Consider the following 26,000-nt stretch of genomic DNA (forward strand, 5'->3'; position numbering starts at 1 on the left):
GGTCAGCCGAGGTGGCTGGTGTCGTTGACCAGCCGCACCGAGGTGCGGCCGTCGGTGGACCAGGTGACCGTCGACAGCGACGCGGCCTCCAGGAACACCCGGTGCACGATCTCGTCCCCGACGCCCAGGCCGGCGGCGAGGAGGAGCTTGATCGGGGTCACGTGGCTGACCAGCAGCACCGTCTTCCCGGCGTGCCGCTCCAGGACCCGCGCCCGCGCCCGGGCGACCCGGGCGGAGACGTCGGCGACCGACTCCCCACCGGGCGGGCGGACGTCGGTCGCACCGGACCAGCGCCGGAACGCCAGCGGGCTCTTCGCCTGGGCCTCGGCCGCGGTGAGGCCCTCCCACGCGCCGAAGTCCAGCTCGCGCAGGTCGGTGTCGACCTCGACCGGGACGCCGAGCACCTGCGCGGCCGCCTCGGCGGTCTGCCGGGTGCGCTGCAGCGGCGAGCTGACGATCACGTCGATCCCACGCCCGGCCAGGTGCCGGGCCGCGGCCTCGGCGTCCGCACGCCCGAGCTCGGACAGCGGCAGGTCGCTGCTGCCACTGAACCGACGCTCCGGGGTGTGCTCGGTGCGCCCGTGCCGCAGCAGGTGGGTCACGGTGACGACGACCGGCGCCGGCTCGGCGGTCGGCTGGGTGTCGTCCTCGACCACCACCGGCTCGGTGGCCAGGTCACGACGCACCGGCTTGCCGTCCATGGCGCTGTTGGCCAGCGCGTCCGCGGCGCTGTTCTGCGCCCGCGGGATCCAGGTGTAGCGGACCGAGCCGAGCTGGCGGGCGATGTCCCGGGCCTGCAGCGCGAGCTTCTTCATGTCCGGGTGCTTGATCTGCCAGCGGCCCGACATCTGCTCCACGACGAGCTTCGAGTCCATCCGGACCTCGACGCTCGAGCTCGGGTCGAGGTCGAGGACGGCCTGCAGCCCGGCGACCAGACCGCCGTACTCGGCGACGTTGTTCGTGGCCCGGCCGACGGACTCGGCCCGTTCGGCGAGCAGCCGGCCGGTCTCGGCGTCCTTCACCAGCGCGCCGTACCCGGCCGGACCGGGGTTGCCCCGCGACCCGCCGTCCGCCTCGATGATGAGTCGGCGGCTCACAGCCCGGACTCGGCGGTGCGCACGAGGACCCGGTTGCAGTTCTCGCAGCGGAGCACCGTGTGCGGGTCGGCGTTGCGGTAGGAGGCCAGCTCGGTGCCGTAGAACTCGATCCGGCAGCCCTGGCAGCGACGGGCCTTCAGCTCGGCGGCGCCCGTGCTGCCGGTCTGTGCGGCGACCCGGTCGTAGACCTTGAGCAGGTCGGCGGGGACGGTGGCGGCGACCTGGTCCCGCTTGGCCCGGTGCTGCTGGGTGGCCTCGGCGATCTCGGCCAGGGCCGTGTCACGCCGCTGCTCGGCCTGCTCCTGGTCTGCCTGTGCCCCGGCCAGGCCACCCTGCGCCGTGGCGAGGGCGGCGTCGGCGGTCTCGCGGCGCTCCATCAGCTCGAGCACCTGGTCCTCCAGGTCGCCCTGCCGGCGGTTCAGCGACTCCAGCTCGTGCTGCAGGCCGGTGATCTCCTTGGGAGTGGCCCCGCCGGAGTCGATCCGCGACTGGTCGCGGGCGGCGCGCTGCCGGACGGTGTCGACGTCGGCCTCCAACCGCTTCTGCTCGCGGTCGAGGTCACGCACCTCGGTCTCGGCCCGGACGACGTCGTCGAGGAGGGCCCGTTGCGCCTCCTGGGCGGCCTCGACGGCGGCGAGCTCGGGAAGGGTGCGCTTGCGGTGGGCGAGTTGCGCGAGGGCGACGTCCTCCGCAGCGAGAGCCAGCAGCTTCTGCTGGTCGAAGTGGTCAGCCTGCACGGGGTCAACCTACCCGCGCGGCGGGGCCCGCCGGACCACCCGGCCCGGGCCGGTGCGGTCAGCGGTGGGGCGCCCCGTCGACGCGGAACGTCCACGGGTCGGTGCGCCGGCCGGACACGGTGACCCGGACCTGCCCGCCCAGGTCACGGTGCAGCAGGTCGGCGGCGACCGGCAGCCATGGCCACTCCGACGCGTAGTGCGCCACGTCGCAGAGGGCCGGTCCGGGGACCTCGGCCGCGTCCACCGCCGGGTGGTGCTTGACGTCGCTGGTCAGGAACACGTCGGCGCCGGCCTCGGCGGCCGCGGCCAGCAGGGAGCCGCCGCTGCCGCCGCAGACCGCGACGGTGCGCACGGACCGCCCGGGGTCCCCGACGACCCGCACGCCCCCCGGTGTGGCGGGCAGCGCGGTGGCCACCTGCTCGGCGAACCGCTGCAGGCTGGTCGCCTCCCGGAGCACCCCGACCCGACCGAGCCCGGCCCCGGGAGTGGTCGACGGCTCCAGCGGCACCGCGTCCACCAGCCCCAGGGCTGCGGCCAGCGCGTCGTTGACGCCGTGGCCGGCGGCCCGGTCGGCGTTGGTGTGCGCGACGAACAGCCCGATGCCGGCGCGGACCAGCCGGTGCACCAGGCGGCCCTTGGCGTCGTCGGCCGGCACGCCGTGCACCGGGGTGAGCAGCAGCGGGTGGTGGGTGACCACCAGGTCGGCGCCCAGTTCGATCGCCTCGTCCACCACGGCGGACGTCGGGTCGACGGCGAAGAGCACCGAGCGGACCACCTCGACGGGGTCCCCGCACACCAGCCCGACGGCGTCCCACGGCTCGGCGAGCGCCGGGTCGTAGCGGGCCTCCAGCGCAGCGACCACCCGCCCGAGCGGGACACCTGCCGGGGTGGTCGCTGCCGCGTCGCTCATCGTGCGCCCTGCGCCGGAACCGCCACGGTCACGGACTGTAGGACAGGCCCACCTGGCCGGCCGGCGGCCGGTCAGCGGAGGCGGACGGGGCCGGCGCCGATCGGGGTCCGGAACAGCACGTAGGGGTACCGGCGCCGGTCGGTGCCGCCGGCGTAGCTCGCCTGCCGGTGCAGCTGGTTGGCGGTCACGTAGAGGTTGCCGTCCGTGGCCACCGACATGGTGTCCGGCCACAGCAGCCGGGGGTCGTGCACGAGGGTCTCGATCGTGCCGTCGGGGCGGCGGCGGAGGATCGCGTTCTGCTCCCCGGCGGTCGCGTAGAGGTTCCCGGCGTCGTCGGTCTCCAGGCCGTCCCCGGCGCTGCCCTTGTCCCCCTCGTCGACGACCGTCGCCGCCACCGCGTCGTCGTCGAGGCTGCGGTCGACCAGTGCGTCGGTGGCCACGCTGTACCAGTGCCGGGCGGCGAGCGGGCAGTACCAGAGCCGTGCGCCGTCGGCGGAGATGGCGATCCCGTCGGCCCCCATGGCGACCGGCTGCGGCTCGGCATCGGGCTCCGATTGCTGCAGGAACGGCCGCCCCTCCACCATGAGCAGCAGCTCCGGCGGCACCTGCGCCTTGGTGGAGGGGTGGTCGCGCAGCCGCCGCCAGGACTCCCCCGTGGCCAAGTCGACCACGATGATCGCGTTCTCGCCCGAGTCGGCGGAGTCGGTGATGTAGGCGACGCCGGCCTCGCCCCGGCGGAGGTCGAACCGGACGTCGTTGAGGTAGGTCGTCTCCAGGGCGCTCTCCCGCGGGAAGACGATGGTCTGCACCACGGTGTCGGTGCTCAGGTCGATGCAGACCAGCTTGGGCCCGCCGATCTGCGTGGGCTGGAAGAGCGGGGAGCCGGTGTCGAGCACCCACAGCCGGTCGGCCGGGTCGACGACGATGCTCTGCACGCTGACGAAGGCACCCCGGTCGTCATCGCCGGCGGGTGAGTTCCACGCCTCGTCGGGGAAGGCGACGACCTCGCCGTCCCGGATCTCTCCGACGGTGGCGGGCACGTCGTCGCCCCACTTCGGGAAGTTCACGAAGACCCGGCCGGTGTGCGACACCGAGACCCCGGTCGGCATCGGTCCCTCGGTGAAGGCGTGCACCACCTCCAGCTCACCGGAGGGGCGGTCGGTCTGCAGATCGGCGGCGCTCTGTGTCATGGACCCGTTGTGCCCCGCCCACCGTCGGCTGCAACCTCAGGTGGTCGGCCGGACCATCGCCACCCGCGGCCCGTGCCGGTCCAGCCCGAGTTCGGTCTCCCGGCGCCGCAGCGCCTGCAGCCCCGGGGTCAGCTCGGTGGTCGCCACCCAGCCGTGCCGGGCGTAGAACGGGGCGTTCCACGGGACGTCGGCGTAGGTGAGCAGCGTGATCCGGTCGGCGCCGTGCTGCCGGGCCGTGTCCAGGGTGGCCGCCAGCAGCGCGGTGCCGATCCCCCGCCGGCCGTGGGCCGGGTGCACCGACAGCTGCTCGAGGTGGACGGCGCCGTCCACCAGCTCCAGGACGGCGAACCCGGCCACCGGGCGACCGGCGACCAGCACCCGCCAGGCGCGGGCGCGCTCCTCGGCGGTCGCCGGCGGGGGGAGGTCGGTGATGCCCAGCGGCCAGAACAGCTCGTCGGCCGCGGCCTCCACCGCCGCCAGCTCGGCCAGGTCCGCGTCGTCGGCATCCCGCACCTGCCCCCCGGCCGACATGTCGACACCCTGACACGTCGACGTGTCGACCGCCGCGCCCCTTCTGGCCCGACGCCGAGTGCGCAGTACTGGTCGACGACACGCGCCGACACGCCGGAGCGGGCGGCAGCAACTGCGCACTCGGCATCCGAGGGGTCGAGCCCTCAGTCCATCAGCGGGTCGGCGTCCTCGTCGGCGGTGTAGGCCGCCCACAGCGTCGCGTAGGCGCCGCCGGCGGCCAGCAGCTCGGCGTGCGGCCCGACCTCGACGACCCGGCCGCCGTCCAGCACCGCCACCCGGTCGGCGCGGGCCGCGGTGGTGAGCCGGTGCGCGACGACCAGCGTCGTCCGCCGCCGCGCGACGACGTCGGCCGCCCGGGTGACCGCCGCCTCGGTGGCCAGGTCCAGCGACGCGGTCGCCTCGTCCAGCAGCAGGACGTCGGGGTCCACGAGCTGCGCGCGGGCCAGCGCCAGCAGCTGCCGCTGCCCGGCCGACAGCGACCGCCCGCGCTCCCCGACCCGCGTCCGGTAGCCCCGCGGCAGCCCTTCGACCATCGCGTGCGCCCCCACCGCCCGGGCGGCGGCCTCCACCTCGGCGTCCGAGGCGTCGGGGCGGCCGTAGGCTATCGCGTCGCGCACGGTGCCGGCGAACAGGAACGCCTCCTGCGGGACGACGCCCAGCCGCGCCCGGTACTGCAGCAGGTCCAGCGAGCGCAGGTCGGCGCCGTCGACGCAGACCGCCCCGGACGTCGGGTCGTAGAAGCGGGCGACCAGCTTCACCACCGTCGACTTGCCCGCCCCCGTCTCCCCGACCAGCGCCAGGGTCTCCCCCGGGGCCACGGTCAGCGAGACGTCGCGCAGCGCCGGGGCCGGGGCGCCGCGGTAGCTGAACGTGACGTCGGCCAGCCGCACCTCCCCGCGCAGCCGGCCCACCGGTGCCGGGTCGGCCGCGGCCGGGGTGGAGGTGGGCGTCCGCAGCAGGCCGCGCAGCCGCCGCAGCCCCACCGCGGCCTGCTGGTAGCTGTCGAACACCTGCGAGAGCTGCTGCACCGGGGAGAAGAACGTGTTCACGTACAGCACGAACGCCAGCAGCACGCCGGCGGTGATGTCGCCGGCCGCCAGCCGCGCGGCCCCCACCGCCAGCACCGCGGCGGCCGCCACCTCGGAGAGGAACTCCACGAACGGGAAGTAGGTGGCGATGTACCGCTGGGCCCGCAGCCGGACGTCGCGGTAGGCCTGCGCGTACCCGTGGAAGACGGCGGTCGAGTGGTCGGCCCGGTCGAAGGCCTGGGTCACCCGGATGCCGGCGACGTCCTCCTGCAGCCGGGCGTTGACCGCGCTGACCCGCTCCCGGGCCTCGGTGTAGGCCGGCACCGACCGGGACCGGAACCACACCGTGGTGACCGCCAGCACCGGCAGCGACGCGACGAGCACCAGCGCCAGCACGACGTCGTAGAGGAAGACGATGACCAGCACCCCGACCAGGGTGAGCACACTGATCACCGCCGTGGTCAGCCCGGTCTGCAGGAACGCCGACAGCGCGTCGACGTCGGTCGTCATCCGGGTCATGATCCGGCCGCCGAGCTCGCGCTCGTAGTAGTCCAACCCGAGCCGCTGGAGCTGGGCGAAGGTCTTCACCCGCAGCGTGTAGAGCAGCCGTTCACCGGTGCGACCGGTGAGCCAGGCGGCGCCCCGGGCGACCAGCAGGCCGGCAGCGACGACGGCCAGCGCGATGCCGGCGACCCCCAGCAGCAGGGACGTCGACCCGGCGGTGATGCCCCGGTCGACGCCGGTGCGCACCAGCGCCGGGATCGCCAGCTGGGCCGCGGTGTCCAGGGCGACCAGGACCAGCGCGCCGGCCAGCGGCCACCGGAACGGCCGGATCAGCCGCCACAGCGAGAACTCCCGGTCCCCGGCCCGGGCCCGGTCGGCCGGCACGTCCGGGTCGTCGACGGTCGGGGGCAGCCGGGCGACCAGCTGCCGCAGCGCGGGGGTGGGCGCAGCGGCCGCCATCGCCGAGCCCCGGCCGCCGATGGAGGGAGCCGCGGGCTGCGCCGGGCCGTCGTCCTCGGCGACCGGCTCGGGCTCCGGCCAGGCCGCCTGGGTGACCGTGCCGGCCGGTGGCGCGTCGTCGACCTCCGGCTCCCCGCCGGTGCCGGACAGCAGCAGCCGGTACAGCGGTGAACGCGCCTCCAGCTCCGCCGCGGTGCCGACGTCGACCACCCGACCGGCGTCCAGCACGGCCACCCGGTCGGCCAGCGCCAGGGTGGAGCGGCGGTGCGCGACCAGCAACGTCGTCCGGCCCCGGACGGCGCTGCGCAGCGCGGCGTGGATCCGGGCCTCGACCGCGGCGTCGACCGCGGAGGTGGCGTCGTCGAGCACCAGCACCCGCGGGTCGGTGAGCAGCGCCCGGGCCAGGGCGACCCGCTGTCGCTGCCCGCCGGACAGGGTCAGCCCCTGCTCCCCGACGACGGTGTCGTAACCGTCGGGCAGCTCGCTGATGAACCCGTCCGCCTGGGCGGCGCGAGCGGCGGCCCGGACCTCGGCGTCGCCGGCGTCCGGGCGGCCGAAGGCGATGTTGGCGCGCACCGAGTCGGAGAACAGGAAGCTGTCCTCGAAGACGATGCCCAGCGCGCCGCGCAGCTCCCCGAGATCCAGGTCCCGGACGTCGCGGCCGCCGATCCGCACGGCACCGGCGGAGACGTCGTAGAAGCGCGGCAGCAGGCTCACCACGCTCGACTTGCCCGAGCCCGACGTGCCGATCAGCGCGAGCGTCTCCCCCGGCTCGACCCGCAGCGACACCCCGGAGAGCACCGGCCGGCCCGGCCCGTACCCGAAGGTCACCTCGTCCAGCTCCAGCGGCAGCGGCCCGGCGGGCAGCGGGTCGGCGCCGGACACCACCGTCGGGCGGGCGTCGACGATCTCCAGCACCCGCTCCACGCCGGCCCGGGCCTGCTGCCCGATGGTGAGGACGGCGGCGAGCTGGCGCACCGGCGAGACGAGCACGGCCAGGTAGGTGGCGAAGGCCAGGAAGGTGCCCAGCGTGATCGACCCGCGCAGCGCCAGCCACCCGCCCAGCGCGAGCACGCCGACCTGGCCCAGTGCGGGGACCGCCTGGAGCAGCGGGTTGTAGCGGGCGGTGAACCGGACCACCCGCATCCGGGCGCCGAACAGCCGGCGGGCGCCCTCGTCGAGCCGGTCCAGCTCCCGGTCCTCCTGCCCGAAGCCCTTCACCACCCGCACCCCGGTGACGGCGGCCTCGACGTCCCCGGCCACCGCCCCGGCCTGCTGCTGGGCGGCCCAGTTCGCCGGGAACAGGTCCTGGCGGGAGCGCAGCGCCAACCACCACAGCGCCGGCCCGACGGCCAGCGCGACCAGGGTAAGCAGCGGGGAGAGCCAGGCCATCACGCCGAGGGAGACGACGAACAGCAGCGCGTTGCCGGTCAGGTTGGGCAGGAAGGCCAGCAGCCCCTGCACGAGGGTGATGTCGCTGATCGAGCGGCTCACCGCCTGGCCGGTCTGCAGCCGGTCCTGCCCCGGCCCGTCCAGCCGGGACAGCGCCGCGGCGACGTCGTTGCGCAGGTCCTGCTGGACGTTCAGCGACAGCCGGCCGGCCAGGTAGCGGCGGACGAAGCCGGCCGCGAAGCGGAACACCCCGGCCAGCACGAGCGCGACGATGAACGGGGTGACGTCGACGGACGCCCCCGACTCGGCGCCGGCCACGACCCGGTCGACCACCTCGCGGGTCAGCAGTGGCACCCCGGCGGCGATCACCGAGCCGATCAGCGCCGCCCCGAACGCGCCGATCAGGTCACGCCGGTGCCGCAGGCAGTAGCCGACCAGCCGGCGGAACCAGCCACCCGCGGGCACCGGTGCGGTGGGATCGGCGGGCCGGGCGGCGGCGGTCTGCTGGACGGTGGCCGTCACCGCCGGGCCAGGCCGGTGCGGCGGTGGTCTCCCGGGCACGGCACGTCGTCCAGTGTGCGTCGTCCTGGGCCGGTGCGCCGCGCCCGGGTGGGAGGCTGCCCTCGTGGCGGAGCGGGGGTTGCGGGCGCCGGCCTGGCTCGAGGAACTGGTGCACACCAGTCCCGCGAGCGTGCCGTGGCGCGACGTCGCCCGCTTCGCCCTGGTCATCCCCGGCCCGCTGGCCCTCGCGCTGGCGATCGGGGGCGTGCAGGGACCGGCGGTGGGGGCCGGGGTCTTCGGCACCATGGGCGCGCTGGCGGCGACGCTGGCGCCGCAGTCGGGCCCGCTCCGGGTGCGGTTGCGCCGGGTCGCCGCAGCGTCGCTGCTGGGCGGGGTCGGCCTGCTCGTCGGGCACGGCCTGAGCGGCGGCGGCTGGCAGCCGGTGCTGCTGATGGTCGTCGTCTCCGCGATCGCCGCCCTGCTGAGCTCGATCAGCGGGGCCTTCTCCCTGGGCGCCCTGCAGCTGCTCATCTACACCGCGATCTCCTCCGGGCTGGAGACCCCGCTGTCGGCCGGTGTGGAGCTCGGGTTCTTCCTGGCCGGGGCGGCATGGGGTGCCCTCGCCGTCCTGGTGCAGGCGCGCACCGAGCCGCTGGACCCCGACCGGTCCGCGGTGGGGGCGGTGTTCACCCGGGTCGCCGAGCTGCTCGCGGCGATCGGCACCGACCGCACCGAGGAGGCCCGCCGGGAGCTCACGCTGGCGCTGAACGCCGGCTACGACCGGGTCCTCTACGCGCGCAGCCGCTCGGCCGGCCGCAGCCGGGAGCTCGCCCAGCTGGCCGGGGTGCTCAACGCCGCGGCCCCGCTGGTGGAGGGCGCGGTGGCCAGCGCCCGGGGCGGGGTGCCGGCCGACTCCCGGGACATCGGGGCCGCGCACGCCCTGGCCACCGCGGTCACCAGCCGCCGGCCGGTGCTGGGCGAACGGCCGCCGCCGGTCGAGGACGCACCCGCGCCGCGCCGGGCAGTCCGGCACGGCCTGCGGCTGGTGTGGAACGTCGTCGGCGACCCGGAGGAGCGGGCCTCGGCGGCGGTGGTGCGCCCCGAGCTGGAGTGGCGGGTGCGGCTGCACGACCTGTTCGACCGGACCGTGGGCAACGCCGACTCCCGGGCCTTCGTCGTCCGGCTCACGCTGTGCATGACGGTCGCCGAGATCGCCCGCCAGGTGCTGCCGATCGAGCGGCCCTACTGGGTGCTGCTGACCGTCGCCATCGTGCTCAAGCCCGACTACGGATCGGTGTTCACCCGGGCGGTGCAGCGCGGCGCGGGCACGCTGCTCGGCGTCCTGATCGGGTCGCTGCTGCTGACCTTCCTGGAGCGGGACGCCTGGGTGCTGCTCCCGCTGGCGCTGTCCGCCGGGGCACTGCCGTGGGCCCGCAGCGGCAACTTCGGCCTGTTCTCCGTCTTCCAGACCCCGCTGATCATCCTGCTGCTGGACCTGGCCACGCCCAGTGGCGCCGGGCTGGTCGGTGCCCGGCTGGTCGACACCCTGATCGGCTGCGGGATCGTGCTGGTGTTCGGCTACCTGCTGTGGCCACAGACCTGGCGGGCCCCGCTGGACGACGCGCTGCGCAGCGCGACCCTGGCGCTGGACCGCTTCGTCGACGCCGCGTTCACCCAGGGCCCCGAGGCCACCCGGCGGGCCCGTCGGGGCAGCTACCGGGCGCTGACCGAGCTGCAGACGCAGCTGCAGCGCCGACTGGCCGAGCCGCCGCCGATCAGCAGCCGGGCGGCGGCCTGGTGGCCGGTGATCGTGCAGCTGGAGCGGACGTCGGACGCCGTCACCGAGGCTGTCATCGCGCTGCGCGCCGGGGAACCGGCCCCCGACCCGGCGCAGGTCGGCGTGCTGCGCAAGGCGATCCGGGAGCTGGAGCGGGACCTGCGTGAGCACCGCGCCCCCGACGACGCCGAGATCGACGCCGACGGCGTGCTGGCCCCGGTCGCCCGGGAGGTGGACGCGGCCCGGCGGCTGATCCGGGAGACCACCCCGGGCCGGCGGTCCGGCGTCCGCGGCACCGAGGACTGAGCAGCCCGCTCCACCGAGCGCGTGCGCCGCTGCCGACGGGTGGGCGCGGCAGGGATCGAACCTGCGACCGCTCGCTTGTAAGGCGAGAGCTCTCCCGCTGAGCTACGCGCCCGTGCGGCCAGGGTAGCGGGAGGACCCCGCCGCCCCCGCCGCTCGACGAGCTGCCGGTGGACCGAAGCTCAGGCGGCGGACAGCTTGGCGACCGCGTCCTTCCAGCCGGACTGCGCACGCGCGTCACCGGGCTGGTTGACCTCGGCGAAGACGAGCGTGCCCTCGGCGTCGACGAGGAACGTGCCGCGCAGCGGCATCCCGGCCCGCTCGTTGAAGACCCCGTAGGCCTGGGCGGTCGCGCCGTGCGGCCAGAAGTCCGACAGCAGCGGGAAGCCGAAGCCCTGCTCGGCCCGGAACGCCTTGAGGCTGAAGGTGGGGTCGGTGGAGATGGCCACCACCTGGACCCCGGCGTCGGTGTAGGTGGCCAGCTCGTCGCGCAGCTGGCACAGCTCACCGGTGCAGATCCCGGAGAACGCGAACGGGTAGAACACGACGAGGACCGGAGCACCCCGCAGCCCGGAGAGGGAGACGACCTGCTTGTCCTGGTCGGGGAGGCTGAACTCGGGGGCGGCGCCGCCCACGGTGAGGGTCATCACCCGATCGTGCCTCAGCGGCGCGAGCGGGCCGCCTTCGGGGTGACCAGCCGGATGCCCGACCAGTCCTTGGCCGCGGAGATGCTCGAGGTCTGTGCGAGCCCGGCGGTGGGGGCGGCCTCGGTGACGTCACCGGGCTCGACGTGGCCGGGGCGCCCGGACTTCGGCACGAGCAGCCAGACGACGCCGTCCTCGGCGAGGGAGGCGATCGAGTCGACGAGCGCGTCGATCAGGTCGCCGTCCTCGTCGCGCCACCACAGCAGGACGACGTCGGCCACCTCGTCGGAGTCCTCGTCGACCATCTCGCCGCCCGACAGCTCGACGACCGAGTCGCGCAGGTCCTCGTCGGCGTCCTCGTCCCAGCCGAGCTCCTGCACGACCATGCCCGGCTTGATCCCCAGCCGGGCAGCCATGCTGGTGCTGCCCGAGTCGACGCTCATCCCCGCTGTTCCTCCGTGTGCTCGCTGCCCGGTCTGTCCGGGCGGTGTCGTGTGCTGCCGTGCTGTCTGTCCCGCCCCGTCGCGTGGTGCGCCGGTGCGATCGTCCTGGGGGGATGGTGCCCTGTCCCGGCCCGGCCTGCCCGGTCGGGACCTCTCGTGGACTCGACCCGACCCCCTCCGCCCGGGTGGAAGACGGCCCGTGACGTGCCCGTCCCCCGCGTCTCGCGGGGGTGCGGGCCCACGCTGTCCGGGCCACCTTTGCAGCGGAGCGTAGGGCATCGACGGGCAGGCGCAAGGCCCCGACCGGGCGGCACGGTCGCGCCGCGCATCCCGTCTGGCAGGACACGGCGCGGGGCGGACGTGACGTGCGCCGCCCCGGCAGGAGACGATGTGGCCATGAGCGCAACGCAGCAGTCGGACGGAGACCCCGCCCGCACCATCGGCAGCCCCCGTGCGGTCATCACCGACGGGCGGGCCAGCCAGCTCCCCGACACCGACCCGGACGAGACCCAGGAGTGGCTGGAGTCCCTCGACGCGGTGGTCGACCACGCCGGTCGCGGCCGGGCCCGCTACCTGATGCTCCGGATGCTCGAGCGCAGCCGCGAGCAGCAGGTCGGCGTACCCGCGTTGCGCAGCACCGACTACATCAACACGATCGCGCCGGAGCAGGAGCCGTGGTTCCCCGGCGACGAGGACGTCGAGCGTCGGATCCGGGCCTACATCCGGTGGAACGCCGCGATCATGGTCCACCGCGCGCAGCGCCCGGGCATCGCCGTCGGCGGTCACATCTCCTCGTACGCGTCGTCCGCATCGCTGTACGAGGTCGGCTTCAACCACTTCTTCCGCGGCAAGGACCACCCCGGCGGCGGCGACCAGATCTACTTCCAGGGGCACGCCTCCCCCGGCATCTACGCCCGGGCCTACCTCGAGGGCCGGCTCGACGAGCACCAGCTCGACGGCTTCCGGCAGGAGGTCAGCCACCCCGGCGGTGGCCTGTCGTCCTACCCGCACCCGCGGTTGATGCCCGACTTCTGGGAGTTCCCCACCGTGTCGATGGGCCTCGGCCCGCTGAACGCGATCTACCAGGCGCGGTTCAACCGCTACCTGCACGACCGCGGCATCGCCGACACCGCCGACCAGCACGTGTGGGCGTTCCTCGGCGACGGCGAGATGGACGAGCCCGAGTCGCTGGGGCCGATCGGCCTGGCCGCGCGTGAGGAGCTGGACAACCTCACGTTCGTCGTCAACTGCAACCTGCAGCGGCTCGACGGTCCGGTCCGCGGCAACGGCAAGGTCATCCAGGAGCTGGAGTCCTTCTTCCGCGGCGCCGGCTGGAACGTCATCAAGGTGATCTGGGGTCGCGGCTGGGACAAGCTGCTGGCCGCCGACCGCGACGGCGCGCTGGTCAACCTGATGAACTCCACGCCGGACGGCGACTACCAGACCTACAAGGCCGAGGACGGCGCCTACGTCCGCGAGCACTTCTTCGGCCGCGACCCGCGCACCCGCAAGCTGGTCGAGGGGATGAGCGACAAGGAGGTCTGGGAGCTCCAGCGCGGTGGCCACGACTACCGCAAGGTCTACGCCGCCTACAAGGCCGCGATGGACCACAAGGGCCAGCCCACCGTCATCCTCGCCAAGACCATCAAGGGCTGGACGCTCGGCAACCACTTCGAGGGCCGCAACTCCACGCACCAGATGAAGAAGCTGACCGCGGAGGACCTGGCGAACTTCCGGGACCGGCTCTACCTGCCGATCCCCGACGAGCAGCTGGACAAGACCCTGCCGCCCTACTACAAGCCGGCACCCGACTCCGACGAGATGCAGTACATGGAGGAGCGGAAGCGTCAGCTGGGCGGGTCCATCCCCCGGCGCAGCTACGCGGCCAAGCCCCTCAAGGCACCCGACGACAAGGCCTTCGAGGTCGTGCAGCGGGGATCGGGCAAGCAGGAGGTCGCCACCACGATGGCGTTCGTCCGGCTGCTCAAGGAGCTCATCAAGGACCCGGAGCTCGGCCCCCGCTTCGTCCCGGTGATCCCCGACGAGGCCCGCACCTTCGGGCTGGACTCGCTCTTCCCGACGAAGAAGATCTACAACCCGCACGGCCAGAACTACACCTCGGTCGACCGCGAGCTGATGCTGGCCTACAAGGAGTCCACGACCGGGCAGATCCTGCACGAGGGGATCAACGAGGCCGGCTCCGCGGCGTCGTTCATCGCCGCCGGGACGTCGTACGCGACGCACGGCGAGCCGATGATCCCGATCTACATCTTCTACTCGATGTTCGGGTTCCAGCGCACCGGCGACTCGTTCTGGGCGGCCGGTGACCAGATGACCCGCGGGTTCCTGCTCGGGGCCACCGCTGGGCGCACCACGCTCAACGGCGAGGGCCTACAGCACGAGGACGGGCACTCGCTGCTGCTCGCGGAGACCAACCCGGCGGTCGTCTCCTACGACCCGGCGTTCTCCTACGAGCTCGGGCACATCATCAAGGACGCCCTGCGGCGGATGTACGGCGAGGACCCGGGCGCCCCGCTGGGCGGGCACCGCAGCCCCGACGTCATGTACTACCTGACGGTCTACAACGAGCCCTACGTCCAGCCGGCCGAGCCGGAGGGCCTGGACGTCACCGGGCTGCTGGCCGGCATGTACCGCTACGCCGAGGGTCCGCAGCTGGAGGACGGCAAGAAGGCCCAGGTGCTCGCGTCCGGGGTGGCCGTGCCGTGGGCGCTGCGGGCGCAGGAGCTGCTGGCCCAGGACTGGGGCGTCTCGGCCGACGTCTGGTCGGTGACCTCGTGGAACGAGCTGCGTCGCGAGGCGGTCCGGGCCGAGGAGTGGAACCTGCTGAACCCGGCGGAGGAGCCCAAGGTCCCCTACGTCACCCAGCAGCTGACCGACGTCCCCGGTCCGGTCATCGCGGTCTCGGACTGGATGAAGGCGGTGCCGGACCTGCTCGCCCCGTTCGTCCCGGGCGGCCTGACGTCGCTGGGCACCGACGGGTTCGGGCTGTCCGACACCCGCCCGGCGCTGCGCCGGCACTTCCGGGTCGACGCCGAGTCGATCGTGGTGCGCACGCTGGCCTCGCTGGCCCAGTACGGCGAGATCGAGCGCGACGTCGTCCGGCAGGCGGTCGAGAAGTACCAGATCGGTGAGGTGCAGGCTGCTCCGGCCGACACCAGCACCGCCCCGGAGCAGCAGCCCGAGGCGTAGTCGCCGACGAGCTCCGGTCCGATCGAACGGCCCGCCTCCCCGATCCCGGGGAGGCGGGCCGTTCGTCGTGTTGACCTTGACGCTGCGGCAAGGTCCATCCTGACGGCGTGGTGAGCATCGGTGCGCTGGCCAGGCTGGCGGGGACGACGACCCGGACGATCCGGCACTACCACGCCGTGGGGCTGCTCCCCGAGCCCAGCCGGCTGTCCAACGGCTACCGCGACTACGACGCACACGACGCGGCGCAGCTGCTCCGCGTACGCCGGCTGGTCGAGCTCGGCCTGTCCCTGCCGGGGGTCACCGCCGCACTGGGCAGCCACCCGACCCCAGGAGCCGGGGTGCGCGACGCCCTGCTCGCGCTGGATGCGGACCTGGCCCAGCAGGCGGAGACCATCGGCGCCCGACGTCGGCAGCTCGCCGACCTCCTCGCCCGGGAGGACCTGACCACCTCCGAGCAGGTCGCCGACCTGCTGCGCGACCTGACCACGGCCGCACCGGGGACCGGCCCCGACCAGCTCCGCCGGGAACGGGACCTGCTCGAGCTGCTCGAGACCTCCGGTGGGGCCGAGGGGTTCACCGGCATCGCCGACCGCTACCGGGCCGTCCTCGCCGATCCCGCCGCCGTCGACCGGATCGGCGCCTGGGCAGCCCGGTTCGAGGCGCTGGCCGGGGTGGCCGCCGCCGATCCCGTGGTCACCGAGGTCGCCACGGAGCTCCGGATGCTGGGCCCCGAGCTCTTCCCGGGCCCGACCGGCTCACCGGCCGAGGACGGCGGGCACGGGGAGACCGCCTGGGCGGCCTTCCTCGCTTCACTCACCCCGGCCCAGCGCCGCTGCGTCGAACTCGCGGGCCAGGGGTGGCCGACGTGCGCGCCCTGAGGTGGGCCGGGCCGGCGGTGCTGCTCGTCGAGGTGGTGCTGGTCGCCGCAGGCGTGCTCTCGCTGGGCAGTGCCGCGCTGCTGTTCCTCCTGGTCGAGGGGCTGGTCGCGCTGACCGTGGCGGGGCAGCTGGTCGCCGCCCGGCGGCGGTACCGGCAGGCCCGGACTGCGGGGACCGAGGCCGAGGCCGCCCTGGGCGACGCCCTCCGCGCGGTGCTGCCCGGCCCGGTCGCCGCTGCGGTGCACCACGAGCTGCGGCTCTGGGCGTCCCTGGTGCTGCTGGTGCGCCGCCGCCGGCACGGGGTCCCGCCGGGCGCGGTCGCGATCCCCTACGACCGTGACCTGCGCCCGCTGGCCGTGGCGTTCCTGGGGCTCACGGTGGTCGAGCTGGCCGTCGTCGAGCTCGCCGTGCCCTGGGTCGCCCTGCGGTGGGTGCTGCTGGTCGTCGGCGTCTGGACGCTGCTGTTCGTCGCCGGGATGGCCGCCGCCAACGTCGTCCGCCCGCACGTGGTGACCGCGGAGGTGCTGCGACTGCGTGCGGCCACGTTCGCCGACGTCCGGGTGCCGCTCGACCGGGTGGCCTCGGTCTCCGTCCGCCGGCGACCGGCACCGGACCGGACGATCTCGGTCGCCGATGACGAGCTGGTGCTCGGCGTCTCGGGCTCGACCGGCGTGGAGGTCCGGCTGACCGGCCCCACCACGATCGATCTCGGCCGCCGCTCGGCCACGGTGACGGCCGTGCGGTTCGCCGCCGACGACCCGCCCGCCGCGGCCCGGGCGCTCCGGGCCGCGGCGGACCTCAGGGACCCGAGGTGACCCGTCAGCCCGCGAGGGCCTGGGCCGCCATGAACGCGTACATGGCCACCCCGGCCGGCAGGGCGTCCTCGTCGAAGACGACCAGGTCGGAGTGGTTGCCCGGGGCCGTCGCCGGGTCGAGGTCGGGCGGGCAGGCACCCAGGAACGCCATCGCGCCGGGCACCTGCTCCAGCACGTAGGAGAAGTCCTCCGCGCCCATCAGCGGCGCCGCCATCACCGCGCTGGCCTGCTGCCCCAGCAGCTGCGCGGCCGCCTCGGTCACCTGCCCGGCCACCCCGGCGTCGTTGACGGTCACCGGGTAGCCCTCGACCCGGACGAACTCCGCCCGCAGGTCGTGGGCGGCGGCGACGTGCTCGGCGACCCGCTGCACCGAGGCGAGGACGTCGGCCCGTCGCTCCGGCGAGAGGGTGCGGATCGTGCCGTCCATGACCGCCGACGGCGGGATGATGTTGTCCTTCGTGCCCGCCTCCAGGTGCCCGATCGTGACCACGGCCGGGTCGAAGACGTCGACCCGGCGGGTGACCATCGCCTGCAGCGCCAGCACGATCTCCGCCGCGACCGGCACCGGGTCGGCGGCCAGGTGCGGGGTCGAGGCGTGCCCGCCGCGACCGTGCACGACGATCCGGAACTGGTCGGCCGAGGCCATCATGGCGCCGGCCCGGACGTTGATCGTGCCGGTCGGGAACACCGTGGAGATGTGCAGCGCGAACGCGCCGCTCACCGGGGCGTCCGGGACGACGTCGAGCAGCCCCTCCTCCAGCATGAAGCGGGCGCCGTGGTGGCCCTCCTCCCCGGGCTGGAACATGAACACCACCTGCCCGGCCAGGGTCTCCCGGCGCGCGGCCAGCAGCCGGGCGGCGCCGGCCAGCATGGCCACGTGGGTGTCGTGCCCGCAGGCGTGCATCGCGCCGGGCACCTCGGAGGCGAACGGCAGCCCGGTCGCCTCGGTCAGCGGCAGGGCGTCCATGTCCCCGCGCAGCAGGTAGGTGGGCCCGGGGCGGGCGCCGCGCAGCACCCCGACGACCGAGCTGGTGCTGGTGCCGGTGGTCAGCTCGATCGGCAGGTCGCCGAGGGCGGCCAGCACCATCGCCTGGGTGGCCGGCAGCTGCAGGCCGACCTCGGGCTGGCGGTGCAGCCGGCGGCGCAGGTCCACGGTGCGGTCGGCGTCGGCCCGGGCGGCGGAGAGCAGGTCAGCGGCGAGAGATGCGTCGGCAGGCATGCGGCCAGTCTGTAGCAGGGCTCAGCACCTGCGGTAGCTCAGTCCGCCCAGGCCGGCCGGGCGGCGTCCAGGTGCCAGACCAGCACGGCGGCCGGGCCCTCGACCGGGCCGTCCCCCGGCTCGACGGTCACCTCGCCGTCCCGGACGAGGACCCGCAGCCCGGGCGGCACGCCGGCACCGGCGTGGCCGACCCAGAGCCGGGCGTCGGGCCGGCCGAGGTCGACCCACCCGGTCGGCCGCAGCACGACGTCGTGCGACGGCGGCGCCCCGGGGTCGGCGGCCCGCAGGTACGTCTGGACGACGTGCGCTCCCCCGGTGCCGGCCACCTCGTCGTGCTCCAGCCCCCGGCCGGCGCGCAGGACGGCGACGTCCCCGGCCCCCAGCACGGCCTCGCGCCCCCAGGCGTGCCGCAGCGAGCCCGCGAGCACGACCGCCACCACGTCGACGTCGGCGTGGGCGTGCCGCCCGTAGCCGGCGGCCTCGCCGAGCCGGTCGTCGGCCAGCCGCAGCAGCGGGCCCAGCGACCCGTCCTGCGGGGCCAGCAGCACCCGGGAGTCCAGCCCGCTCATCGGCCGGTCTCCCGGCGGACGGTGGGGGCGGGCTGACCCGGAGGAGCGGTGTGCACGACTCCACGATGCCTGACCGGCGGTGCGCCGTGACAGGCTGGCGGGATGGGAGCCGGTCCGGTGCGCACGCAGCCCTCGGAGGCGACGTTGCGCCGGCTCGAACGCTCCTCCGGCGCTCTGGCCACCCAGGCGGTGGCCCGGATGGACGAGGAGCTGTCCTGGTTCCGGGCGATGCCCGCCAGCCAGCGGTCCTGGGTGACGCTGGTCGCCCAGGCCGGCATCGCCTCGCTGGTCGAGTGGTGCCGCCACCCCGGCCGGCCGCCGCGGCTGACCGGTGAGGTGTTCGGCGCCGCGCCCCGCGAGCTGATGCAGGCCCTGCCGCTCAAGCGGTCGGTCGACCTGATCAAGGTCACCGTCGAGGTGGTCGAGGACCGGGTCGAGCAGGTCGCCGAACCCGGGGACGCCGACCGGCTGCGGCTGACCGTGCTGCAGTTCAGCCGGGAGATCGCCTTCGCCGCCGCCCACGTCTACGCCAGCTTCGCCGAGAACCGCGGCGCCTGGGACGCCCGGCTGGAGGCGCTCGTCGTCGACGCCCTGGTCCGCGGCGACCGCTCCGACGAGCTCCCCGGCCGGGCCGCGGCCCTGGGCTGGACGGAGACCGAGCCGGTCGTCGTCCTGGTCGGCTCGGCCCCGCCGGGCGCCGAGGACGCCCGCGCCGCCGTCCGCCGGGCGGCCCGGTCGCTGGGCTGCGAGGTGCTCGTCGGGGTGCACGCCGACGAGCTCGTCGTCGTCCTCGGTGGCGCCTCCGACCTCGCCCAGGTGACCTCCCGGGTGTGCCGGGAGTTCGGCCCCGGCCCGGTGGTGCTCGGCCCGCGGGTCGACTCACTGGCCCATGCCGGGGAGTCCGCCAGCGTGGCCCTGGCCGGGCTGCGCGCTGCGCCGGCCTGGCCGGCCGCGCCCCGGCCGGTCGAGGCGGAGGACCTGCTGCCCGAGCGGGCGCTGGACGGCGACCCGCTGGCCCGCGCGGCCCTGGCCGAGCGGGTGACGGCGCCGCTGCAGGCGGCCGGTGCCGAGGTGCTGGAGACCGTGCGCACCGTGCTGGGCAACGGGGGCAACCTGGAGGCCAGCGCCCGGGCGCTGTTCGTGCACACGAACACGGTGCGGTACCGGCTCAAGCGGGCCGCCGAGCTCACCGGCTACTCGGCCACCGATCCCCGGGGGGCCTGGACGCTGCAGCTGGCGCTGGCCCTCGCACAGCTGGAGGGCAGCCACTCCCTCTGGCACTGAGGGTCGCCTTCTTGTGGTCTATCGGACCGACACGCGGCCACGATGTCGGGTTGCTGGGCATCCATTTGGAGGGATCCTCCAAGAGGAGGTCGTAGATCTTCGTGGGCGATGCCACCCCGCGCGGGCGCTCGGGCTGGCACGGTGAACACGTGTTGGCCGTTCTCGCCCCCGGACAGGGTGCACAGAAGCCCGGGATGCTCACCGACTGGCTCGAGCTCCCCGGCGCCGAGTCCTTCTTCCGTTGGGCCGGTGCCGTCGCCGACGCCGACCTCCTGGAGCTCGGCACCACCGGTGACGCCGAGGCCATCAAGGACACCGCGGTCACCCAGCCGCTGGTCGTCGCGATGAGCCTGTTCATCGCCCGCGAGCTCGGCGGGATGCCCGGGCCGGTGGTGCACTCCCCGCACGCCGGGCGGGACGTCGTGATCACCGGGCACAGCGTCGGCGAGCTGACCGCCGCCGCGCTGGCCGGCGTGCTCTCCGTCGAGGCGGCGATCGCGCTGACCGCCGTCCGCGGCCGGGCCATGGCCCGTTCCTGCGCCCAGACGCCGACCGGGATGTCCGCCGTCCTCGGTGGCGACCCCGACGAGGTGCTCGCCGCGATCGAGCAGCACGGCCTGGTGCCGGCCAACCGCAACGGCGGCGGGCAGGTCGTCGCCGCCGGCACCCTCGACGGGCTGGCCGCGCTCAAGGCCGACCCGCCGGCCAAGGCGCGGATCATGCCGCTGTCGGTGGCGGGGGCGTTCCACACCCACCACATGGCCTCCGCTCGCGCCGAGCTGGAGGGCCTGATCGGTGGGTTGCGCCCGGCCGCCCCGAGCCGGCTGCTGCTCTCCAACGCCGACGGCGCCGCGGTCGACAACGGCGCCGAGGTGCTCTCCCGGCTGGTCAGCCAGGTCACCAGCCCGGTGCGGTTCGACGCGTGCCTGGCCACCCTGCGCGACCTCGGCGTCACCGCCGTGCTGGAGCTCCCGCCCGCCGGCGCGCTGGCCGGCCTGGCCAAGCGCGAGTGGAAGGGGAGCGACATCGAGGTGCTGGCCCTGACCAGCCCGGCCGATCTCGACCGGGCTCGCGACCTGATCGCCGCCGAGCGCGGCCGCGCCGAGGCCGAACACTCCCCCGACTGGCGCGTCGTGGTCTCCCCGGTCCGGGGCACCGTCCGCCCGGCCGAGGTCCCCGAGGGCACCCACCTCCCCGCCGGCAGCCCCCTGGGCTCCGTGCGCAGCCGGCGCGAGGAGGTCAACGTCTCCACCGGCTACGACGGCGTCCTCGCCGAGTGGCTCGTGCAGGACGGCGACCTCGTCGACGCCGGTGACCCGATCGCCCGTCTCTACCCGGAGGTTTCCGAGTGACCACGATCAAGCTGCGGGAGGGGGCTGCCGGCGCGACCATCCTGGGCCTGGGCTCCTACCGCCCCCGCCGCCGCGTGACCAACGACGAGCTCGCCCAGGTGATGGACACCAACGACGAGTGGATCCAGTCCCGCGTCGGCATCGCCGAGCGCCGCTGGGCGTCGGAGGACGAGACGCTGGTCGACATGTCCATCGCCGCCGGCGGCAAGGCGCTGGCGGCGAGCGGACTGGCCCCCGACCAGATCGACCTGGTGATCGTGGCCAGCGCGAGCCTGACCGCCCCGATCCCGGGCATCGGCCCGCAGGTCGCGCACCGGCTGGGCATCCCGCGCCCCGGCGCCTTCGACCTCAACGCCGGCTGTGCCGGGTTCTGCTACGCGCTCAGCGTGGCCAACGACGCCATCCGCACCGGCGAGGCCACCAACGTGCTGGTGGTCGGGGTCGAGCGGCTCTCCGACGTCACCGACCAGACCGACCGCAGCACCGCGGTGATCTTCGCCGACGGCGCCGGGGCCGCCGTCCTGGGGCCCACCGACGAGCCGGGCATCGGCCCGGTCGCCTGGGGCAGCGACGGCGACCAGTACACCGCCATCGAGATCGCCGCCGGCCGCTCGACCATGACGATGGCCGGTCAGGCCGTCTACCGCTGGGCCACCACGAAGCTGACCCAGACGCTCATCGAGGCGATGGAGAAGGCCGGCGTCACCGCCGCCGACATCGACGTCTTCGCCCCACACCAGGCCAACCTGCGGATCATCGAGTCGATGGCCAAGAAGCTCGGCTTCGGCGAGAACACCGTGATCGCCCGGGACGTCGTCCAGTCGGGGAACACCTCGGCCGCCTCCGTCCCGCTGGCGCTCACCGCGCTGATGGAGTCCGGTGAGGCCAAGTCCGGTGACCTGGCCCTGGTGCTCGGCTACGGCGCCGGGCTCACCTTCGCCGGTCAGGTGCTGCGCCTCCCCTGAGGCGCGCGACCGACCGGCCACAGACCCCCGGGACACCCGTCCCGGACGAGGCGGAGACCCTCCCGGGCCCCCGCCACCCATGCCACAGAGAGGACCCCGCGTGCCCAGCACCGCAGACATCCAGGCCGGTCTCGCCGAGATCCTGGAGGAGGTGGCCGGGGTCGCCCCCGCCGACGCCACCCCCGAGAAGTCCTTCACCGACGACCTCGACGTCGACTCGCTGTCGATGGTCGAGATCGCCACCGCCGTCGAGGACAAGTTCGGCGTGGCGATCCCGGACGACGAGCTCGCCAACATCAAGACCGTCGGCGACGCGATGTCGTTCATCGAGAAGAACCAGGGCTGATCCAGCTCTCCCCCGCACTCCCCCCGGCCGGCCGGCCGGGCTCAGCTACTCCCAGGAGGAACGTCCATGACCACGCCCACCGCTGACGTCGTCGTCACCGGGCTCGGTGCCACCACGCCGCTCGGTGGCGACGTGGCCTCCACCTGGGACGCGCTGCTGGCCGGCCGGTCCGGGGTGAGCCGGATCACCGACGACTGGGCCAAGGACTTCCCGGCCCAGCTCGTCGCCCGGCTGTCCACCGAACCGGCCGAGGTGCTCGACCGGGTGCGCATCCGGCGGCTGGACCGCAGCCAGCAGGTCGCCGTGATCGCCGCCGAGGAGGCCTGGCGCGACGCCGCCGGCGCCGACTCCGGCGTCGACCCCCTGCGGGTCGCCGTCGTGTTCGGCACCGGCATCGGCGGTGCGGTGACCCTGCTCGACCAGAACGACATCCTCGCGAGCAAGGGGCCCAAGCGGGTCTCCCCCTTCACCATCCCGATGCTCATGCCCAACGGCCCGGCCGCAGCCGTCGGCCTCGCCGTCGGTGCCCGGGCCGGGGTGCACGCCCCGGTGAGCGCCTGTGCGTCCGGGGCCGAGGCCATCCGCTGGGGCCTGGACCTGCTGCGGCTGGACCGGGCCGACATGGTCGTCGTCGGCGGGACCGAGGCCTGCGTGCACCCGCTGCCGATGGCCGGCTTCTCCGCGATGCGGGCGATGAGCACCCGAAACGACGAGCCCCACCGCGCCTCCCGCCCGTTCGACAAGGGCCGTGACGGGTTCGTGCTCGGTGAGGGCGCCGCCGCCCTGGTGCTGGAGCGGGCCGACGCCGCCAAGGCACGCGGGGCGAAGGTCCACGCCCGGCTGGCCGGTGCCGGTGGCACCGCCGACAGCTACGACCTGGTCGCCCCGCACCCCGAGGGCGAGGGGGCCGGGCGGGCGATCACCGCCGCCATCCGGGACGCCGGGCTGACCGCGGCCGACATAGGCCACGTCAACGCCCACGCCACCTCCACCCCCATCGGCGACACCGCGGAGGCTGCGGCGATCCGCGACGCGATCGGCGACCACCCGCTCGTCACCGCCACCAAGAGCCAGACCGGGCACCTGCTCGGGGCGGCCGGTGCGCTGGAGTCGGTCTTCACCATCCTCGCGCTGCGGGAGCAGCTGGTGCCGGCCACCGCGAACCTGGACGACCCCGACGACGACGCCGCCGTCCAGGCCCTCGACATCGTCCGCCGCGACGCGCGGAAGGCGACCTTCTCCGCCGCACTGAACGACTCGTTCGGCTTCGGCGGCCACAACATGGCCCTGGTGTTCACGACGGCGTGAGGACGGGCCCCGTCCACCCCCGGGCTCGCGGCGGGGCCCTGCTGCGCGGCCACCCCCTCCGGACCTGCGCTTCGAGGAGTTGCTCATGACCACCGTCTCCGCCGCACCGCCGACCACACCGACCATCGACCCGAGGGACCCCGAGGACCGGCTCGCCCGGTTCTTCGACCCCGGTTCGATGCAGTTGCTGGCCGCCCGGGACACCTCCGGGGTGCTCGCCGCCCGGGGCACCGTGGCCGGCTCCCCCGCCATCGCCTACTGCACCGACGCCACGATCATGGGCGGCGCCATGGGCCTCGACGGCTGCCGGCACATCGTGGACGCGATCGACACCGCACTGCGGGAACGGGTGCCGGTCGTCGGCATCTGGCACTCCGGCGGGGCCCGGCTGGCCGAGGGCGTCACCGCCCTGCACGCGGTCGGTGAGGTGTTCGCCGCGATGGTCCGCGCCTCCGGGCGGGTGCCGCAGGTCTCGGTCGTCCTGGGTGCGGCCGCCGGTGGGGCTGCCTACGGCCCGGCGCTGACCGACCTGGTGATCATGGGGCCGGCCGGGCGGGTCTTCGTGACCGGCCCGGACGTCGTCCGCTCGGTCACCGGTGAGGTCGTCGACCAGGAGCAGCTCGGTGGGCCGGACACCCACGGCCGGCGCTCCGGTGTCGTGCACGTGGTCACCGAGACCGAGGCCGAGGCCCTGGAGACCGCCCGCCAGGCCGTCGACCTCCTCGCCGCCCAGGGCACCTTCGCCCCGGCCGCCGAGGAGCCCGCCGTCGACCTGATGGCGCTGCTCCCCGAGCAGCGCAACCGGGCCTACGACGTCAAGCCGCTGGTCGCCTCACTGCTGGACGGGCCCGGGCTGGAGCTGCACCCGCGGTTCGCGCCGAACGTGGTCACCACCCTGGGCCGGTTGGCCGGCCGGACGGTGGGCGTGATCGCCAACAACCCGCTGCGGCTGGGCGGCTGCCTGGACTCCGCGTCGGCGGAGAAGGCGGCCCGGTTCGTGCGGATGTGCGACGCCTTCGGGGTGCCGCTGGTCGTGCTGGTCGACGTCCCCGGCTACCTGCCCGGCGTCGGGCAGGAGTGGGACGGCGTGGTCCGCCGCGGCGCCAAGCTGCTGCACGCCTTCGCCGAGGCCGTCGTGCCGCGGGTGACGCTGGTGACCCGCAAGTCCTATGGCGGCGCCTACATCGCGATGAACGCCCGCTCGCTCGGCGCGACCGCCGTGTTCGCGTGGCCGGGTGCCGAGGTCGCCGTGATGGGCGCGAAGGCCGCCGTCGGCATCCTGCACCGCAAGAAGCTCGCCGCCGCCCCGCCCGGGGAGCGCGAGGCCCTGCACGCCGAGCTGGCCGCCGAGCACGAGCGGATCGCCGGCGGGGTCAACCGGGCCCGGGAGATCGGTGTCGTCGATGAGGTGGTGGAGCCGGCGCAGACCAAGCGCAGGCTGGTCGCCGCACTGGCGGAGGCACCGTCCGGGCGGGGAGCCCACGGCAACATCCCGCTCTGACGAAGGACCCCGTCCCACTCACCCCTCGCACGCTCGGGGCGAGCCTCCGGACGGGGCCTGACGTACAGCGGCCCGGCACCCTCCGTGGAGGGTGCCGGGCCGCTGTGCGTGTGCGGGGCCGGCCGTCAGCCTCACCTCCCAGTCGCCGACCCTCCTCTGCAGCGTGAGGACGGCGGCGGTACTGCGAGTGCGGCGATCATGCGAGCTGCTCCGGGAAGCAGGTCCTTCCTCAGACGACCTGGTGCAGCCAGGTGGCCGGGGTGGCGTCGCCGGCGTAGCGGTAGGCCTCGAGGTCGGCGTCCCAGGCTGAACCGAGCAGGGCGTCGACGCCGTGCCGGAAGGCCTCGACCGAGGTGGCGGTCGCAGCCAGGTGGCGCAGCTGCTGCTCGCTGATGACCAGGTCGCCGTTGGCGCTGACCGGTGACCGGTGCACGCCGTGCCCGGGCACGTAGGACATGCGCTCGCCGTCGTTGCCGTGGCTGGCCTCTTCGGTGACCTCGAAGCGCAGCATCGGCCACTGCTTGAGGGCAGCGACCAGCTTGGCCCCGGTGCCGGGCGCACCCGTCCAGGCGATCTCGGCACGGTAGGACCCGTGGGCCACGGGCTGGTCAGCCCATGACAAAGAGACCGGCGCGCCCAGGACGCTTTCGAGCGCCCATCCGACGTGCTGGCAGAGCGCCTTCGGGCACGCGTGCACGAAGACGACACCCTGGGTTGACCGTCGCTGCACGGCGCACCTCCATCGACTCGACTGGTTCGTCTTCCCCAACGGACCTGTCGCGTGATGACTGCGTTCGTACTTCGGCGGTTCCCGGAGCAACCGCTCGACAGTTTGCCTGATCGTGACCTTGCTGCGCCAGTGCGGAGCGGTGCAGATGAGACGTCTGGGACTCGAGTGGTCCAACGAGGCGCATGATCCAGCAGGTCGGGGCACCGATGGGCGCGACACGTGGACATTCTGGGCGGAAAGTGTCCATGGTGTCGGCGGCGACTGCGCGGGTCTCTGGCCCCTGCGCGGATCCCTGACCCCTGCGAGG

General features: G+C 74.6%; 21 protein-coding genes and 1 tRNA gene. 10 read left to right on the forward strand and 12 right to left on the reverse strand.

Annotated features, from left to right (window positions below; genetic code table 11):
* Window positions 1-2: 2 nt before the first annotated feature.
* The 6 genes from O2W18_RS20645 to O2W18_RS20670 form a co-directional block, all read right to left on the reverse strand.
* Window positions 3-1,097: a bifunctional RNase H/acid phosphatase gene (locus tag O2W18_RS20645; RefSeq protein WP_269189297.1), complete on the reverse strand. Its 1,095-nt coding sequence runs from the start codon at window positions 1,095-1,097 to the stop codon at window positions 3-5.
* A complete protein-coding gene (locus O2W18_RS20650) occupies window positions 1,094-1,834 on the reverse strand; it encodes a zinc ribbon domain-containing protein (protein ID WP_269189298.1) in 741 nt (246 codons plus the stop codon). Before O2W18_RS20650 ends, O2W18_RS20645 begins: the two co-directional genes overlap by 4 nt.
* 58 nt (window positions 1,835-1,892) lie before the next feature.
* Entirely contained in the window at window positions 1,893-2,744 is an 852-nt protein-coding gene (locus O2W18_RS20655) for a Nif3-like dinuclear metal center hexameric protein (protein WP_269189299.1), read from the reverse strand.
* Window positions 2,745-2,815: 71 nt separating this feature from the next.
* Window positions 2,816-3,934: an L-dopachrome tautomerase-related protein gene (locus tag O2W18_RS20660; protein ID WP_269189300.1), complete on the reverse strand. Its 1,119-nt coding sequence runs from the start codon at window positions 3,932-3,934 to the stop codon at window positions 2,816-2,818.
* Between the two features lie 36 nt (window positions 3,935-3,970).
* On the reverse strand, window positions 3,971-4,465 hold the full coding sequence (locus tag O2W18_RS20665; RefSeq protein WP_269189301.1) for a GNAT family N-acetyltransferase: 495 nt from the start codon (window positions 4,463-4,465) through the stop codon (window positions 3,971-3,973).
* Window positions 4,466-4,608: 143 nt separating this feature from the next.
* Window positions 4,609-8,370, reverse strand: a complete 3,762-nt coding sequence (locus tag O2W18_RS20670) for an ABC transporter ATP-binding protein (protein WP_269189302.1) — start codon at window positions 8,368-8,370, stop codon at window positions 4,609-4,611.
* A gap of 103 nt (window positions 8,371-8,473) precedes the next feature.
* On the opposite strand from O2W18_RS20670, the gene O2W18_RS20675 reads away from it, so the two are divergent.
* Window positions 8,474-10,432 carry an FUSC family protein gene (locus O2W18_RS20675; protein WP_269189303.1) on the forward strand — a complete coding sequence of 653 codons (1,959 nt, stop codon included), beginning with the start codon at window positions 8,474-8,476 and terminating at the stop codon, window positions 10,430-10,432.
* A 40-nt stretch (window positions 10,433-10,472) separates the two neighbouring features.
* Here the strand turns inward: O2W18_RS20675 and O2W18_RS20680 are convergent.
* From O2W18_RS20680 to O2W18_RS20690, 3 genes are all read right to left on the reverse strand, one after another.
* Window positions 10,473-10,544 (reverse strand) — tRNA-Val (locus O2W18_RS20680).
* 67 nt (window positions 10,545-10,611) lie between these two features.
* Window positions 10,612-11,076: a peroxiredoxin gene (locus O2W18_RS20685; protein ID WP_269189304.1), complete on the reverse strand. Its 465-nt coding sequence runs from the start codon at window positions 11,074-11,076 to the stop codon at window positions 10,612-10,614.
* A gap of 14 nt (window positions 11,077-11,090) precedes the next feature.
* Window positions 11,091-11,516, reverse strand: a complete 426-nt coding sequence (locus O2W18_RS20690) for a DUF3052 domain-containing protein (protein ID WP_164699990.1) — start codon at window positions 11,514-11,516, stop codon at window positions 11,091-11,093.
* A gap of 396 nt (window positions 11,517-11,912) precedes the next feature.
* Here O2W18_RS20690 and aceE point away from each other — a divergent pair, with 396 nt between their 5' ends.
* The 3 genes from aceE (at window position 11,913) to O2W18_RS20705 (ending at window position 16,419) form a co-directional block, all read left to right on the forward strand.
* Window positions 11,913-14,726, forward strand: coding sequence for a pyruvate dehydrogenase (acetyl-transferring), homodimeric type (gene aceE, locus O2W18_RS20695; protein ID WP_269189305.1), 2,814 nt, complete (start codon window positions 11,913-11,915; stop codon window positions 14,724-14,726).
* Window positions 14,727-14,833: 107 nt separating this feature from the next.
* Window positions 14,834-15,604, forward strand: a complete 771-nt coding sequence (locus tag O2W18_RS20700) for a helix-turn-helix domain-containing protein (RefSeq protein WP_269189306.1) — start codon at window positions 14,834-14,836, stop codon at window positions 15,602-15,604.
* Window positions 15,592-16,419, forward strand: coding sequence for a hypothetical protein (locus O2W18_RS20705; RefSeq protein ID WP_269189307.1), 828 nt, complete (start codon window positions 15,592-15,594; stop codon window positions 16,417-16,419). The genes O2W18_RS20700 and O2W18_RS20705 overlap by 13 nt, the downstream gene beginning before the upstream one ends.
* 4 nt (window positions 16,420-16,423) lie before the next feature.
* Here O2W18_RS20705 and O2W18_RS20710 read toward each other — a convergent pair whose 3' ends face one another.
* A complete protein-coding gene (locus O2W18_RS20710) occupies window positions 16,424-17,638 on the reverse strand; it encodes a M20 metallopeptidase family protein (protein ID WP_269189308.1) in 1,215 nt (404 codons plus the stop codon).
* A 38-nt stretch (window positions 17,639-17,676) separates the two neighbouring features.
* Complete coding sequence (locus tag O2W18_RS20715) at window positions 17,677-18,207, reverse strand: pirin family protein (RefSeq protein WP_269189309.1); 531 nt, start codon at window positions 18,205-18,207, stop codon at window positions 17,677-17,679.
* 117 nt (window positions 18,208-18,324) lie between these two features.
* Between O2W18_RS20715 and O2W18_RS20720 the strand changes: the two genes are divergently transcribed.
* From O2W18_RS20720 to O2W18_RS20745, 6 genes are all read left to right on the forward strand, one after another.
* A complete protein-coding gene (locus tag O2W18_RS20720) occupies window positions 18,325-19,491 on the forward strand; it encodes a PucR family transcriptional regulator (RefSeq protein WP_269189310.1) in 1,167 nt (388 codons plus the stop codon).
* 149 nt (window positions 19,492-19,640) lie between these two features.
* The gene (locus tag O2W18_RS20725) at window positions 19,641-20,843 is read left to right on the forward strand and encodes an acyltransferase domain-containing protein (protein WP_269189311.1); all 1,203 of its coding nucleotides are present in this window, start codon (window positions 19,641-19,643) and stop codon (window positions 20,841-20,843) included.
* Window positions 20,840-21,808, forward strand: a complete 969-nt coding sequence (locus O2W18_RS20730; RefSeq protein ID WP_269189312.1) for a beta-ketoacyl-ACP synthase III — start codon at window positions 20,840-20,842, stop codon at window positions 21,806-21,808. The genes O2W18_RS20725 and O2W18_RS20730 overlap by 4 nt, the downstream gene beginning before the upstream one ends.
* Before the next feature lie 100 nt (window positions 21,809-21,908).
* A complete protein-coding gene (locus tag O2W18_RS20735) occupies window positions 21,909-22,154 on the forward strand; it encodes an acyl carrier protein (protein ID WP_036341438.1) in 246 nt (81 codons plus the stop codon).
* A 66-nt stretch (window positions 22,155-22,220) separates the two neighbouring features.
* Window positions 22,221-23,462: a beta-ketoacyl-[acyl-carrier-protein] synthase family protein gene (locus tag O2W18_RS20740; RefSeq protein WP_269189313.1), complete on the forward strand. Its 1,242-nt coding sequence runs from the start codon at window positions 22,221-22,223 to the stop codon at window positions 23,460-23,462.
* 85 nt (window positions 23,463-23,547) lie between these two features.
* Window positions 23,548-24,963 carry an acyl-CoA carboxylase subunit beta gene (locus O2W18_RS20745; protein WP_269189314.1) on the forward strand — a complete coding sequence of 472 codons (1,416 nt, stop codon included), beginning with the start codon at window positions 23,548-23,550 and terminating at the stop codon, window positions 24,961-24,963.
* A gap of 229 nt (window positions 24,964-25,192) precedes the next feature.
* On the opposite strand, the gene O2W18_RS20750 is transcribed toward O2W18_RS20745, so the two are convergent.
* On the reverse strand, window positions 25,193-25,912 hold the full coding sequence (locus O2W18_RS20750; RefSeq protein ID WP_331254094.1) for a DUF3145 domain-containing protein: 720 nt from the start codon (window positions 25,910-25,912) through the stop codon (window positions 25,193-25,195).
* Between the last annotated feature and the right edge of the window lie 88 nt (window positions 25,913-26,000).

Source organism: Modestobacter sp. VKM Ac-2983 (assembly GCF_026967885.1).
In the GTDB taxonomy this organism is placed as follows: domain Bacteria; phylum Actinomycetota; class Actinomycetes; order Mycobacteriales; family Geodermatophilaceae; genus Modestobacter.